A 14349-nucleotide genomic window follows, 5' to 3' on the forward strand; every position below is an offset into this window, starting at 1 on the left:
TACCACGTTCATAAGTCCGATATGGCAACACTATGTCCTTAAAACCATGACAACACTAATGAACAAATCTGAATCAACGTTCGAATTTTCCTTTTAACCCATCAAACTACATTTTTTTAATACACTGATTTTAAAGAAATAAATTATTAATAAGTTTGTTTTTAACGATTTCTGTTGGTTTAAATTAGGTTAATAACTCTAATTATTGATCCGCGGTAATGCATTGAACACTACTGGTTAGCAGACTGGCATAACAAAAATTGCTCTTATCCTGGTACAGAGTCTGAAAGAACTGCTCTGCCGGGTTGTCAATTAAATGGGCTTCTGTGGCGTCGGGTTCCACCTGCGGTGTATAGTCTTTGCTGCGGAACGAATCACGGGTCGAGAACAGATCCCGTCCCCAAAAATACACCGAGTAATACACTTTCAGGCTTTTTTCATCCCCTTCCGTCAGGATGGTCGAATGCAGATCATGGAACCCATCCCAGCGGTTATCCACTGTAAACAGTTCCTGGTAGCCCTCAATCCCCTCGGCGCTGTAAGTCCGCCCATGAGAAAATAGCATGGTATTGTTTCTGCCTTCCAGAAAAGATGGGTGATGGCGTGCGTTGAAGAGCGCAATCATCGCCAGCACCAGGACATTGGCCAGGGCTAACCCCAAAATGACCTTATTGGCATTGCTCACGGATCGCCTCCTTCACTTGCGCCATCGAATAGTCGTGTGTAAAGCTCATATTGATCGCATTGTGTTCAAGCAGTTTCTTGGAAAGATAGATGCAGGACACATACAATTGTTCGGGATTGTTGGCGAGATACAGCATCAGCAGATTGTCAGGGTAACGATCTTGAAGTGCTTGAAATGCGCGCGTCCCTTTTTCCCCGGAGGTATAAAAATAGCGCACCCCCTGATATTCCGACTGCTGCCATTGCACACGCTCGGTCGTCCCGTTGTAATACGCCATCCGCGCTAGCCAAAACACCAGAAACGCCAGCAACACGGACAAGCTGAGCAGGAGCGTCTGCTGCCATTTGTGCCAACGGCGCTGGTGAGAGGCTGCGGTTATTTCAGGCGGCACCGGATCAGGCAAGGGATCCGGTTGAGGGTCTTCGCCGAGTTGCGGTTCAGGCGGTACCGGCGTTTCCATCTCGATAATTCCTTCAACCAGCAAATACCCCTGCTTCGGCACCGTTTTAATCACCTTTTGCTCACGGCCCTTATCTCCGAGGGCCATGCGCAGCTGTGCAATCGACTGCGGCAAACTGGACGGGGTCACGATACGATCCGTCCACGCGACATCCACTAACGCCTGTTTGGACACCACATGGCCCTGATGCGTACACAGCAGCTCGAGGACTTTGCTGTCTGTCGAGCGCAGTTTTTTGCTGATCCCCAGGTCCGGGTTCGTCAGTTGCAGCCTGGCTGCCGGGTTAAAATTCCACATTAGTTATTTCAAGACTCCCGCGTCTAACATTAATATTCATCACCATCCATCCCGACCGGCCCCCGGTCAACTGGCTCCGCCTCGACACTTTAATGCACATCGACACATTGGACGGCCTGGTTCGACAGTTGGATATAGCAGTAGCGGTGCGGGTTTTCGACCAGGACCTGAAAATCCTCGTCCCCCCCATCGAAGAGCACATGTTGCTCGGGCGGATCGAAATACTTGGTTTCTTCGGCTTCAACCAGCTGATTAATGTATTTGATCGAATACAACTTCTGCGGCCAGAAGGTGATTAAAAACTGAGTTTTGAGCTTCTCTCCGCTATCGAATTGAATCGTCGTCATCAACAGAAAGTGATTCCACAGGTAGGGCTCGAGCTGATATTGCATGGTGCGTGACTTTTGTCCGTCCGTGCCTGGCCCGTAAGTCAGAATGGTTTTGCTGATCAAGGTGTCGGGATCGCGGGCAAAACTTGGCACAAACAGCCCGTTAAGGTAGACCTGAAGCGGTAGCAGGAGCAACAGAAGTAACGCGCTCAGCGATAGAAGCTTATTGGCACTGGAGGATAACTTCATCACTGATGCTCGCTATGGGATGGTGAATGTCGAAAGAAAAATTAAGGCTCTGGCCATACATCGCCTGGTCGGTATGTCGGACACAACTGACGTATACCCGGGTTTTATTCGAGGTGATATAAAAATCCACCCGGCCCGGGCGAACGCGCTCGGCCAGGTGCTCCATCAGTGTCTGGCTGATCAGATCATCACGCTCAATGGTAAAGGTGTGGTTGTCGGCACTCAGCCGCAACACATCGACGCCCTGTCCATGTGACGGGGGGGAAAATAGAAACTGAAACAGACCGAGATTCAGGATCAGCAGCAAGACGACTGCCCAGACGCGCCAGGATCGGAGCAACCCTGCAACTCGGGAAGGGGGAGGTACGCTCGCCGGCGCTGCGTCTTCTGCATCCAGATCGGTGCAGGGATGGATCAGTGACACTTCATTGCCGACCAGAAAATAACCGACCTTTGGTTCCGTGCGGATGATCCGCTGCGCCTCTGCGCTGTCATCCAGGGCCATACGCAAAGTTGCCACCGCACGTGTAATGCTCGCATCCGAGACGAACTTGCCCTGCCAAACCTGTTGATGAATTTCTGCTTTGGTGACTGTACGGTGCGGATTGGCTAACAGCAGCAACAGCAACTGGCCCACCGATTTAGCCAAATACCGGATATCCCCTGTGACGCGGTGACGCAGTTGAAACTGCTCTTGCGGTCTAAAATCCCACATAGATACCTTCTGTGCTTCAATGTGTTAGTGTCGCGAAGATAGCCGCCCCCCCATTGAAAATGACCTCAACCGCGATCGGATTATAATTTTGTAAATATATATTTTTCGGCATGATAAATAAATCAATAACAGGTAATTACTTGATCTGCGTAGTTGATTGCTGCTCAAGCGACTTAGCTTGACAAGCAACCTTATAAACTGGTGGCTGAACGAGCTGACTTTCTGCGGTCAGACCTGTTGTGTCAGAGCTAACTTTAAAAGCAGACAAAAGGGTATTTAGCCACTGTTGGGAACAGTGCAAAACTCTGATTTTATATCTATCGACAGCCATGACAATGGGTCATGACTCAAAGCCGTTGAAACATAGTATTCTCGTAAGTACCTATGGTAACGGTTCCAGTAAAATGTCGTTTCTGCAATCAAACCGAATCTGTGCATAATCGCGGCACTGGTTCTGTAGGATTTCCACGTTTTCGGTGTCTTGAATTAAGCTAGACTTTCAATTGAATTACTTCTGCTCAGCTAGTCGACCTAGCGTTAAAGATAAAATAGTAAAGGTGACAATGAACAGTCCTGACGTGAGGGACGCAAGGAGAGTATTGAACTCATCTGTGAAGTCGATGAACAGTGGCCCTTCGTAGAGGATAAAAATAACCGTCGTTGGATCCGGTAGGCATAGGAGCCATGTTATAAACGAGTTATCGCTCACCAGTTCAACGGCAATAATTGCGTAGTCGTTTTGCTCTGGTTAAGTTGCTGAACAGGTCGTAGTTTATCTGCTTCAGCATAGTCTTGGTGATTTTTTCTGAGCCTAAATGGTACATTTATTTAATTCTTGTTGACCAAAGTCATGTCCGATTTCATCGAGCCAACTAATCAATAAATTGCATTTTCTCCGTAATCGTTCATCAGTGGGTACTTGCCCATATAAATTACAAGCCAAATACGTTTCGGTAAGATTGACGAAGGGAAATGGTCTTCATAATTTCTATTTTCTTTTATCGCTGACAAACGAATCACTAACACAGGTATTTTCTGTAATATATCTGGAAAGGCTTGCATCATAAGGCTTCCCTGCCGTTTTAAAAATGTGCCTGTATACATATCTTGATAAAAGTAACTTTATTACAGAAGAATAGATGGGACTGTTGTGGCAGAAGGCCCGAAAGTTCCAGGGAATATGTTTGATTTCATAGGTAGAGCTCTGGTCAACATCTCACTTGAGATAAGGGGTATTAGACAGGTTAAGCAACAACATTAGCATTGTAAATACGTCCAATTAAAGGGGGAAATGTGACTTCCCCCTCCCTCCCTCTTTTTTAATTTATTGATTATTATCATTAAATTTCTCACCCCACTTACAATGTGCATTTAATTGCGTATTTTGACTCCAGCCTGTTCTGTGGATAATAACTCACAGTGACTATCGCCATGCGCATATCGTTAGGATGCTGGAGCACGCTCCTGCGTCCAAGTACGAGAAACTTGGCGACGCCGGCTGTCCACGATAAACGACAATCTCATTTGACGAGTCTGTCGCCGGGCTCATTTTTGCGCCTGCGCTCTGCCCTCATGGCACCACTGGCGCCCACAGCCGAGGCGATCAATCGCCTCGGATAACAATTGCCGTACCAACGGCCATAAATAGAAAAGGTAAAGTCATGACTCAAGTTACTTTTCAAGGCAATCCTGTCACGCTTTCAGGCGCTTTCCCGCAACCGGGGACGCAGGCACCGGACTTCACGCTGTGCGCTGCAGATCTCAGTGATCTGACGCTGGCATCGCTCAAGGGCAAGAAAGTACTGCTGAATATTTTCCCGAGCATCGACACCCCGGTCTGCGCGGCCAGTGTGCGTGCGTTTCATGAAAAAGCAACCGGTCTGGACAATGTGATCGTCCTGGCGATTTCCGCGGATCTACCGTTCGCTACCGACCGTTTCTGCTCCACAGAAGGCATTGAGGGCGTTCAGTCTGCGTCTTTCTTCCGCAATACCGAATTCACCCAAGCGTACGGTGTTCACATCCAAGAAGGTGCGCTCCGTGACCTGGCTGCGCGAGCGACCTTGGTGATCAACGAAGCAGGCGAGGTGACCTACGCACAATTGGTGGCAGAGATCACCGACGAGCCGAATTACGAAGCAGCGATCGCCGCCCTTCAGGGCTAACGATGGAGAAAAAGAACTCTCTGCCGCTGATGCTTGAAGCATACCAGGCAATTACCGGCCAGGAAGGCCGTCACATCGATGAGCTGAGAACGTTAATTAAATGCATCTTAGTCAAAAGTAAAAACCTGGACTACATGGACAGGCTGACCATAAAAACCATGATTTTGGAGCGCCTCGAACTAGAGCTGGAGTTTTGTCGCTCGACAGAGAACTTCGATGCACTCGACATTGTCAGAGCCTTGCATCAGATCATTAAAAACTAACCATAATGCCATCAACTGATGGCATTTTTTTACCGCAGTTCAAACACTAGAGAAAATATCATGTACCAGCATGTGCAATTCCCTGTCCAGGGGATGTCTGTTTCCGGCCATCTTTACCTGCCGAAAAATGAATCATCCGCGCCTCACCCCGTCATCATCCTATGTCATGGTTTTTGCGGAGTGAAAGAGCTGTTGTTGCCGGCATTTGCTGCGCGATTCGCCGAGCAGGGTTATGCCGCGCTGACCTTTGATTACCGCGGGTTCGGTGACAGTGAGGGGGAGCCCGGTCGCCTGGTACCAGCACTGCAGATTGAGGATATTCACGCCGCGATCGCATGGGCTGCGACCCAATCGAACCTGGATTCAAGCCGTATCGGACTGTGGGGAACCTCGTTCGGCGGCGCAAACGCGATAATTGCCGCCAGCCAGAGTTCGCTTGTTCAATGTGTGGTGGCCCAGCTCACGTTCGCCGATGGCGAGTCGGTGCTTTGCGGTGACATGAGTACCGCAGAGAAGGACAAGTTCATGACCACGTTAGCGCGGATGCACGACAAAAAGGCCAAGACGGGCAAAGAGATGATGGTACCGATTGCTAAAGTGCTTTCCGATCCGCAGTCGGTCGCCTTCTTTCACCAGTTCAAAGCGGACTTTCCCGCGCTCAACATTAAGATCCCGTTCCTGACCGTGTGGGAAACCATCAATCACAAACCGCTCAAGGCCCTAGCGGAATTGCAAAAACCGCTGCTGATTGTGGCTGCCGGAGAAGACGGCGTGAATCCTGTGAGCGAGTCACAGCGCTTATTCGCGCAGGCCAATGAACCGAAACAGTTGCATATTGAACCAGGGGCGACGCATTACCAGGTGTACAGTGGCGATCACTTTGAGTCGGTCATGCGCCAGGAACTCAGCTGGTTTGCACAATATCTCTAAGCCGGATTGCTGTTGATGAAAAAGGCCACCCCGATGGCCTTTTATCTTTGCAAACACGCTGAACCAATGGTGTTACCCCGCATAACCCTGCCGGGATAACCTATCGCTTCTGATCATCTTCCCCTGTAGTATCAAACGCCAGAAGATCGCCGGGCTGACAATCCAGTGCCCGGCATAGCAGCTCCAGGGTCGAGAAGCGAATGGCTTTCGCTTTGCCATTCTTAAGCACCGATAAATTTGCTTCCGTGATACCGACGGCTTCGGAAAGCGTTTTCAGGCGCATTTTCCTTTTGGCCATCATGACATCTAAATTGATCTCTATACTCATGTCGGGCCTGTTCTAGATCGTGTATTTGTTGTCATCTGACAATCGATATGCTTCTTTCATCACCCAGGAAATCAGCAGTGTGATCAGGCCAAGCATCAGGGTCAGTAGCTGCCCGTCATCAAAGCTCAAGGTCAGTTGGTGCTGCCCGGCAGGTGCATCAAAGGTGACGATCAGTGAAATCATCGCCCCATAGATGACTGACGCGATCACCCAATAAAACAGGCTCAGTGCCAATTGCCGGTAAATCAGCGCATTCTCGAGCGAAAACACATCCCCTTGCTCATAATTTCTGAACAAACGGACCAGTTTCACCAGCGCATAGACCGGAACCGCTGTCACGGCCAGACTAATCAGGGTTAGTGAAAGTCGCATTCCCACTGTAATAGGGGCATCGCCAAGCGAGTCAAAGTTTAAGCTCAGGTTGATGAGCCCTGAACGGGTCAAAATGTCATAAGAGGTTTCGACGGTCAGCCAGAAGTAGGCGACAAAAAGCGGCAATACAACAAGAATAAACTGGAACACTCTCCGCGCAAGGCGGCTTAATTTTGTAATTTTGTCCATCTAGGTACTCCGAAGTTTGATGATGTTATGGGGCTACTCTAGGCCAATAAAAAACAATAATCAATAAAAATTTATCGCAAAACGATATACTTTAGGTTCTTGATGGTAAAACTTAAGACTGATGGTGCCATCTTCAGGCAAACCCGCGGGCGGAAGTCACCTTGTATCCCGCCCGGTGGAAAGTAGGATGCTTTAAGTGCTGTGGGCAGCGCTGCACGCCATTTTAACGACTTGAGTGCTTTCGTGAGCAATACGCCAAATGGCAAAGGCTGTTCGCCGACAAATCAGTTCGTTCTAGGTTCAAACAGTTAGTTCGCAGAACTATCGAAATGGGCTAAATCAGAAGAAGTACATGACAAGGTCATACAGCACGAGTTCTATACATGCCTCAACACTTTTGAATCACGACTCGGCAAACCGCCCGCCAAGCTAATGAAAACCCTTTCCTCAATTGGCTGGATTTACTGGCCACCGGAAGGCGGGCATAAATCTTAGATGGCTGATTGTGACACCTTTCAACACTGCGTTGATGGGGTGCAGGACATGCACTGCAAGTGCAGGGGCTCATCGAAGAGTCGCGCCTTGCTGAAAGCTTCGGTTGCCAAGTATTTTTCGGGCAAACCTGCCTTACTGGCTATCGGTGGCACAAGCTTCGCTGCAGACGCGAAATCTCCTCGTATCCCTGGTTCCTTGTCAAGTACCGCAGATTCATCCCCCTATGGGCCTATCAGGCCGTCTCAAGACTCTATGTTTGATACGCTTTTGCACTGCGAGACCGAGCGGATCCGGTCCCATTTGGCGCACCATTATGAATTCAGAGGAGATCAGCTCTGGCTCCGCCTCCAGTCGGATGTCTACTTTCATCACGGGGAAAAGATGACCTCGGCACATGTGGCCGATTGCCTCCACGACCGAGTTACCCAGCCCCATCTTTACCAAGCCATGTACCGACATATTGCAGACGTCGACACTGAGGGGGAGTGAGTTATTGTTATAGTGAAGCAAGGTCACGCCATATAATGCTTTAGACCCAGACCGAGATGCACGCGTCGATTTACCTAGAGCAGGGCAACTTTTTGTTTGACTATAACCAATGGCTGCAGCAATGCAGCGACATTTTCAAATATTCGTTGTCGGCGCAACAGAAATCCCAGCTCAGTCAGATTGACCAGTTGCTGCGTGACTGTCCTTGTGAAGCCGATTTGCTCGATCAGCTCTACCGATGTGAAGACTCGCTCGCCCAGCCAGGGGTGTATATCCCCTGTGGCGCGATTTATTGATTTAGGATATTACCGGGGCTATCCAGGGCGCAGACACTGATATCATGGGCGTAATATCGCTGCACAAGTTGGGGTTCAACGATTAGTGGGGCGTAAAAGAGCCGTGGGGCACCGATAGGGTCACTAGGTTGTCAGCGTCGTACAGCTTGGTGTCCGTTTCCTGCATCCCGAGCTTGCGCAGGAGCCGGAGCGATGCATGGTTCTCGGACACTGCCACGCCATAAACTTCATCGACCAGTTGATTGGAGAACACAAAGTTTAATGCCGCGTTAGCTGCTTCAAATGCATAGCCTTGTCCTTGATGCTCCGCAGCAATGGCATAGCGAATATCACACAGGTTCACATCCGCTAGCATTTCAACACCAGCGTAACCGATTTTCACGGTAGGATCGCTGCGCAGGGAGACGATAAACATACCGAATCCTTTCTCCCAATGCGCAACTTTGGTCGACAAATATTGCACGATATAGGTGACGCTGAAAGGCTTTCCCCCCGGCAGATAACGCGTGGTGTCGGGGCAGGTAAAAAGCTTTTGGTAGATATCAATATCTGCTTCAGTGGCAGGTGTTAGCAGTAACCTTTCTGTTGTGATCATTGAAAATTCATTTCCTCCGGAGACAAACTTCACTTACATGTGAAATGCTGACGGTACTTATGATGTATTTCCTTTGGCCGACAGGCGACCAAGTAAGTATAGCAGGGCCGAAGGAAATCTGTTGGTCGATTAGGTTGCTTCCGGTCCAAAGATCAGCCACAGACCCAAGGACAGCCCCTTCTGATCGGCATGCACTTGTTCCTGAGTCATCAATGTGTGGGATCGGTAGCAGAGAAAAGTATCTCCGACTTGCCCTGCATATTTCCCCAGAAACTAGCCGATAACCCTCGCGGCGACCCGCTCCTATGGAAGCAAAGTTCGCGTGGTCCAAAAACGTTTCGGCATAGGTCAGGATTCTAGTACCGTCCCATGTTCTCACCAAGTTGCCTTGTTTCGTAAGCCAGAGCGTACTGATGCCGGGGATCTAACGGGAAGGGGGTGACCACGAAATTCAACGTAAATACAGTGTACTATTTGTGGCCAGACCAGCAAATAAGTCAGGCAATACCACAACTCAATATTCATATTATGCTAAGTTCAGCTCGGACTTAACGGCATTATCGAAGTCATTTGAGCTAGTAAAACTCTTGGTCAATCAGCCTCTAAAACGTTGTATCTCAGCTTAAAATCCAAACTTGGCAAATAGAAATCACGTCAATAGTGCAACCTTCGTTGAGATGACAGCTTACAGGTAGCCATCTCTGGAAGATAATGCAACAGCCAACGACAGAGGCTGTGCTCCTGCGAGAATGATTCAGAGAGCGATGGTCTGAGTGCCGGCCATGGTGGCTTGGCCGCCGACGCGAACCCGGTGAATCGTATTTCCTTCTGCATCGATCATCACCTGGATCAGGGATGAGCATCCCATGGCCCGCCCCTGCTCTAACAGGAACTGAGTTTCCCCGGGCAGGACATGATGGACCAGGTAGCATCCCAGTGCCCCGCTGGCACTACCGGTTGCGGATTCTTCATCAATGCCGTACAACGGCGCGAAGTTCCGGCAGTGGGCCGTGATGGATGCATCGCGGCTCAGTTCAAAGACGTGGAAGCCGATGGTGTCGAACGTGCGGCTCAGGTTGGCAATCGCTTCATAGTCGGGCTGCAGGGTGTCGAGCTGGCCGGGCAGGACGGGGATCAGGATGTCCGGCAATCCGGTCGAGACCACAGCGGTGGGTAAGCCAGTTCCGGTAATGATCCCGGGGGATACTCCGAGCGCCGCAGCGACGTCTGCAACCGCAGGCCCCTGCCGCATCACAGGCAAGGCCTGATCCATGACAACCCCGTGGGGGCCGACGGCTACACGCAGTATGCCGGCTTTGGTTTGTTGTGTGTATTGGCCCGGCGCAAGCTGACCGAGTGACGCCAGGGTGGAAAAAACGGCTAAGGTTGCGTGCCCGCAGAAATCCACTTCCCCTTCAGGCGTAAAAAAGTCGACTTTGAAATCTGTCTCCTCTCCGGTATAGACAAAGGCGGTCTCGGAGAAACCCACCTGCCGCGCAATCTCAGTTTTTTGTCCGGCGCTCAGGGGGGGCGGGTTAAGAACAACCCCGGCAGGATTGCCGCCGGAGTGATCCCGGGTAAATGAGTTCACACGGTGTACCTTGATGTCCTGCTCAGCCGAGCGTGTTGCCTCGTTTTGCATTTGCTGCTCCCGCGCTATGACCAGGTCCGATCTAAATCTTGTGCGTACAACTTGATCGCCCGCTGGTAGGTCAGAATGTCTTCATCGTTGGTGGTTTCGACCAGCAGGTTCAGCAAAAGCTCGATCGCTTGCTTGTGTTTCCCTAGGTTATACAAACACATTGCGTAGAAGGGTTTCACCTCTCGGCAATCCGGGAAAAGTGCCAGTGTTTTTTCAAACCACACGGCGGCTTCTTGATATTGCCCGAGGCTGCGCAGGGTACTCGCGAGCCCGAACAGCGCGTCAAAACGCTCGGTGGCCTCGAGCTCTCCGGCCAGCGCGGCGTGATAATGCTGCACGGCTTGTGACTCCAGTCCCTGGTTGTCATAAGACCAGGCAATATGAAGATGGGCCCTCGCTTTGAGCGGCTCCTGCTCCAGGAGTGTTGCTAACAGCTGGCGACTCTGCTCAAATTTCCCATCGCTTCTCAACGCAATGGCCTGCTGAATTGTTTTATCCATCATCGGTACCCTTCCTTCAACTACAGAAATTCCTTTCTACCGCTTTCAGGGGCAGAAAGCTTGTAAAAAATAAACACGCCGGATTGCGGCTTTCCGCTCAGTCGCGATCCCCATCCGGTACGATCACCGGTAAGTCGGTGCAGCCGAAGTCGAGTCCGAACTGACTCAGCACACCAGTTAACTGACCCCGATGATGGGTTTGGTGGTTGAACAAATGCTGACAGAACGCCCCCAGATCCCGCTCTAAAACCTGCCCTTCTGTGGTTGTATAGCGGATCGGCCGGTTGCACATTTCTGGTGTCAGCTCATGGGTAAAGTCGAGGAAAATTCGGTCGACCAACGCCCGCAGCGCTCTCAGTTCGGTAAGGTTGCTGGCAAAGCTGTCATTCACCGTGCGCGCCACAGGCAGCGATGCCAGCGTCTGTGCATCGATATTCACAACCCCGTTGTCGACCAAACGCCTCAGCATGATGAGATCGCCAAACAGCAGGTGATTCCAGTGATCCATCACCGTGGGGAAAAACGCCCCTGTCGGTTGGTGTAACTGCTGCGTTGTCAGTTGTTCGCACACACGCATCAGCTGATCATTCATGCGCTGGTTGTAGCGTGCGAAGATCTTGAAATTTGAGGGTAAATCCATGTAAACCTCTGTCGATTCATCTTGATATCATTTAGGATGTGGTGGTACGTCTGTCAGTCAGGCTCTTTTAGGGCTAGAATACCTGCGGATCCCAGTAATAAAGCACCACTTCCTCTAGTCACAGCGGTAAGAGACAGTCGGCTCGCATCAACAATCCGTCTGGCCGAAAATGCATAAAACATCACCAAACTGAAATCAAGTAACGCCATGGTTGGGCACATCACTAATAGTTGAGGGAATACGGGTAAGTCGGGGTTGATGAATTGCGGGAAAAAAGCTGAGAAGAATAGGATGGCTTTGGGATTGCCAGCCGCGACTAAAAAGCCAGAGTAAAACAACTTTTTGTTTGAGGCCTGTAAATCTGAACCCTTGAGGTTTAAGTGCTCAACTTGTGCCGGTTTAGCAAGGAGCATTTTTAGCCCCATGTAAACCAAGGTGATCACACCAAAGACTTTGATGACAGTAAATGCCATTACCGAATTTGCAAGGATGACACCTAAACCCAAGGCGACTAATACCATTTGAATAAAGTTAGCAGAAATGTCCCCAAGGGCGGTATAAAGCACGCGTTTATGCCCATATTTCAGTGCATGTGCAATACCTAAAAATATGCTAGGCCCCGGTGTCGCGGTAAGAATGAGCGATGCCGCGACAAAGCCGAGCCAAAGGTTAAAATCCATTTTCTATCCTTAATTTTCCGTTAAACACTTCAAAAAATATCGCCACTGACACACTACCATACCAGCGATTACTCCAACCACATATTGACCAAAGACATGACACCCATATTGTTGGTTTCGGTGCCATACAAATTGTCCGCGCGAGTGACGGTGAAATGATTGCGCCACAGAGGACAATAATAATAGTTCTGGATAAGCCAATCCTCCGCTCGATACAGCTTGTGCAGAAACTCCTCACTGTCGTTACTTTCCTGCATGAGCATATCAATAAAGGTTAATAGGCTTTGTTTTCCTCGTTCAGGCAAACATAGGCTAAACACATTGCCACAAAGTAGCCATTCGTAATACTGGAACGTCAGGTCGTCACCAAATACGTAACAGTCGTAGGAGACATCAACAGCCACATCTTGAGACTGTCCTTGAAGACATACCTGCCAAATAACCCCTTTTTGAGACAACGCATCAAGCAAAGGTTGCAACTCCCTCATATGACTGTCTATCACTTCAATGACCACCGGACGAGATGGCAGTTTCATGTCGTGATTGAACAAGTGAAACCCCTTATCTTGATGGCAATCCATCACGCTGTTCGCTGCTCTTTTTTGGCTATCAAGTGTAAAGCGTCGACTATGATGAACAAACCAAGCTCTTTCTTGAGCGGACAAGGCGTTTGCATGATGATGAAACTGCAAAACAGTACACCCACTACGATCAACTTTTTGTGGCTGAGCGGGTTGAGATTCGCAATAGAGCAGTTCTGCCACGTGCATAGGCGTTTGGGGTTGGGCATCGCTACACCAAAACTCTACTCGTTCAATATGGCCACCAAAGCCAAAGTAGTGGTTATTACGAACCAAACTCCAATATTGCTTTTCCAGACTTTCGACCCGATATGCTCCACACCCGATAGGTTTTGACGCCTGATAATCAAAAATCGCACTGTGCGAATCGGCTAATAAATGAAGCAAAACGGGGTCAGATTGACGCATAGAGAAAATGACCCACTGCCTATCTATGTCAATCCGCTCGACATGGCGAAATAGAATTTGATATGGGTGCGGCGTGTTGAGACGCATCTCGACATTTTTTTTGACCAGCTCCGGTGTCAGCGCTTCTCCATTGTGCATCATGATGTCATTGCGGATGCGAAGACGGATTTGCTTGTCACTGTAGTGAAACTGGTGAGCGATATGAGGCACAATATCATTTTGAACGGGGTCATAGCGCACTAAGGTGTCGAACACGCTTTCGATCAATAAAATAGAACGAGCGGACTGTGCCAAATGTGGACGCCATTCAGGCAGCATATAAGGCACTAAATACATTAAAGTGTTCTGCTTTTTCAGTTCCTGTTGTGCGTCCCCTAACCAGAGAGGTATGTGATCTTGAAATAGGCGGACTTCGCCAAATTGAGTGGCTAGCCGAAATGCCTGATTCATTCTGCCAGAGCGAGCCATCTGCTCTAACTGAGTCAGCAGTGAGGCCTCAAAACTTTTGAGTAGTGTCAGTTTAGAGCGGTGGCCACGTCCCTGACCCGAAGCCCAATGGATAAGCCCAAAACTCTCGAAAGCAGCCATTAGCTTACTCACGTACCTTTCTGAACAGACCAGAATTTCAGCAAGGGTGACGATATCGACATCATAAGTTTCATTGCGAGAAAAATGTTTCTCTAGTTGCTTTAAGCGTTGTAGATGACTCGTGGACAACAACTTAGAACCTACCATGTCAACCTCAAAAATTATCTTCATTAGAAACGACGGTTCACTCTGTGACTTGGCGACGTAACATAAAATAGTGTGTTTATGATCTCGCAGGCCGAAATTAATAGATATGGACGATCTGGCCGACGATGAATCCCAGCAAGAAAACTATACCAGACAAACGCGGACGGCTTTGAGTTTGTATCACTGTCATTGTTTGAGGGGTTTCCGGTAAGTACTGTTTCGCGTTTAAAGTATAGAAGGTGTAGTCTAATGGATTCATGGTATTACTCACACAGCAAAGGTTTATGTAGCTATTATTAGCGAACA

General features: G+C 49.3%; 17 protein-coding genes. 4 read left to right on the forward strand and 13 right to left on the reverse strand.

All coding sequences use genetic code 11. The annotated features are described in order from the left end of the window. Positions 1 to 202: 202 nt before the first annotated feature. The 5 genes from BS19_RS12625 to BS19_RS12645 form a co-directional block, all read right to left on the reverse strand. Entirely contained in the window at positions 203 to 685 is a 483-nt protein-coding gene (locus BS19_RS12625; protein WP_038175649.1) for a hypothetical protein, read from the reverse strand. Then, the gene (locus tag BS19_RS12630) at positions 669 to 1442 is read right to left on the reverse strand and encodes a winged helix-turn-helix domain-containing protein (protein WP_038175650.1); all 774 of its coding nucleotides are present in this window, start codon (positions 1440 to 1442) and stop codon (positions 669 to 671) included. The genes BS19_RS12625 and BS19_RS12630 overlap by 17 nt, the downstream gene beginning before the upstream one ends. Before the next feature lie 89 nt (positions 1443 to 1531). Beyond that, positions 1532 to 2020 carry a hypothetical protein gene (locus tag BS19_RS12635; RefSeq protein WP_038175652.1) on the reverse strand — a complete coding sequence of 163 codons (489 nt, stop codon included), beginning with the start codon at positions 2018 to 2020 and terminating at the stop codon, positions 1532 to 1534. Further along, positions 1995 to 2735: a winged helix-turn-helix domain-containing protein gene (locus BS19_RS12640; RefSeq protein WP_038175653.1), complete on the reverse strand. Its 741-nt coding sequence runs from the start codon at positions 2733 to 2735 to the stop codon at positions 1995 to 1997. Before BS19_RS12640 ends, BS19_RS12635 begins: the two co-directional genes overlap by 26 nt. Before the next feature lie 876 nt (positions 2736 to 3611). Beyond that, entirely contained in the window at positions 3612 to 3800 is a 189-nt protein-coding gene (locus BS19_RS12645; RefSeq protein ID WP_038175655.1) for a hypothetical protein, read from the reverse strand. 596 nt (positions 3801 to 4396) lie between these two features. Here BS19_RS12645 and tpx point away from each other — a divergent pair. Genes tpx through uilS form a run of 3 tightly spaced genes read left to right on the forward strand, consistent with a single transcriptional unit; the run spans position 4397 to position 6093 of the window. Beyond that, positions 4397 to 4900 carry a thiol peroxidase gene (tpx, locus tag BS19_RS12650; RefSeq protein ID WP_038175657.1) on the forward strand — a complete coding sequence of 168 codons (504 nt, stop codon included), beginning with the start codon at positions 4397 to 4399 and terminating at the stop codon, positions 4898 to 4900. Positions 4901 to 4902: 2 nt separating this feature from the next. Next, on the forward strand, positions 4903 to 5163 hold the full coding sequence (locus BS19_RS12655; RefSeq protein ID WP_038175659.1) for a hypothetical protein: 261 nt from the start codon (positions 4903 to 4905) through the stop codon (positions 5161 to 5163). Between the two features lie 18 nt (positions 5164 to 5181). After that, on the forward strand, positions 5182 to 6093 hold the full coding sequence (gene uilS, locus BS19_RS12660; RefSeq protein WP_157631173.1) for a UilS family quorum-quenching N-acyl-homoserine lactonase: 912 nt from the start codon (positions 5182 to 5184) through the stop codon (positions 6091 to 6093). Between the two features lie 100 nt (positions 6094 to 6193). Here the strand turns inward: uilS and BS19_RS12665 are convergent, their stop codons facing one another. Both BS19_RS12665 and BS19_RS12670 read right to left on the reverse strand, forming a co-directional pair. After that, complete coding sequence (locus BS19_RS12665; RefSeq protein WP_038175660.1) at positions 6194 to 6421, reverse strand: helix-turn-helix domain-containing protein; 228 nt, start codon at positions 6419 to 6421, stop codon at positions 6194 to 6196. A 12-nt stretch (positions 6422 to 6433) separates the two neighbouring features. After that, positions 6434 to 6982, reverse strand: a complete 549-nt coding sequence (locus BS19_RS12670; RefSeq protein ID WP_038175661.1) for a DUF2975 domain-containing protein — start codon at positions 6980 to 6982, stop codon at positions 6434 to 6436. Positions 6983 to 8022: 1040 nt separating this feature from the next. Between BS19_RS12670 and BS19_RS12680 the strand changes: the two genes are divergently transcribed. Beyond that, positions 8023 to 8262, forward strand: coding sequence for a hypothetical protein (locus BS19_RS12680; RefSeq protein WP_038175666.1), 240 nt, complete (start codon positions 8023 to 8025; stop codon positions 8260 to 8262). Positions 8263 to 8344: 82 nt separating this feature from the next. Here the strand turns inward: BS19_RS12680 and BS19_RS12685 are convergent, their stop codons facing one another. The 6 genes from BS19_RS12685 to BS19_RS12710 all read right to left on the reverse strand — a co-directional run bounded on the left by BS19_RS12685 (position 8345) and on the right by BS19_RS12710 (position 14043). Further along, a complete protein-coding gene (locus tag BS19_RS12685) occupies positions 8345 to 8857 on the reverse strand; it encodes a GNAT family N-acetyltransferase (protein ID WP_038175667.1) in 513 nt (170 codons plus the stop codon). A gap of 754 nt (positions 8858 to 9611) precedes the next feature. Further along, complete coding sequence (locus tag BS19_RS12690; RefSeq protein WP_038175668.1) at positions 9612 to 10499, reverse strand: PhzF family phenazine biosynthesis protein; 888 nt, start codon at positions 10497 to 10499, stop codon at positions 9612 to 9614. Between the two features lie 14 nt (positions 10500 to 10513). Beyond that, on the reverse strand, positions 10514 to 10999 hold the full coding sequence (locus BS19_RS12695; protein WP_038175754.1) for a tetratricopeptide repeat protein: 486 nt from the start codon (positions 10997 to 10999) through the stop codon (positions 10514 to 10516). Positions 11000 to 11096: 97 nt separating this feature from the next. Next, positions 11097 to 11639 carry a DinB family protein gene (locus tag BS19_RS12700; RefSeq protein WP_038175670.1) on the reverse strand — a complete coding sequence of 181 codons (543 nt, stop codon included), beginning with the start codon at positions 11637 to 11639 and terminating at the stop codon, positions 11097 to 11099. Positions 11640 to 11692: 53 nt separating this feature from the next. Continuing rightward, on the reverse strand, positions 11693 to 12319 hold the full coding sequence (locus tag BS19_RS12705; RefSeq protein WP_038175672.1) for a LysE family translocator: 627 nt from the start codon (positions 12317 to 12319) through the stop codon (positions 11693 to 11695). A 68-nt stretch (positions 12320 to 12387) separates the two neighbouring features. After that, entirely contained in the window at positions 12388 to 14043 is a 1656-nt protein-coding gene (locus BS19_RS12710; protein ID WP_038175673.1) for an SgrR family transcriptional regulator, read from the reverse strand. Positions 14044 to 14349 lie beyond the last annotated feature (306 nt).

The organism is Vibrio pacinii DSM 19139, from assembly GCF_000711795.1.
GTDB lineage: Bacteria > Pseudomonadota > Gammaproteobacteria > Enterobacterales > Vibrionaceae > Vibrio > Vibrio pacinii.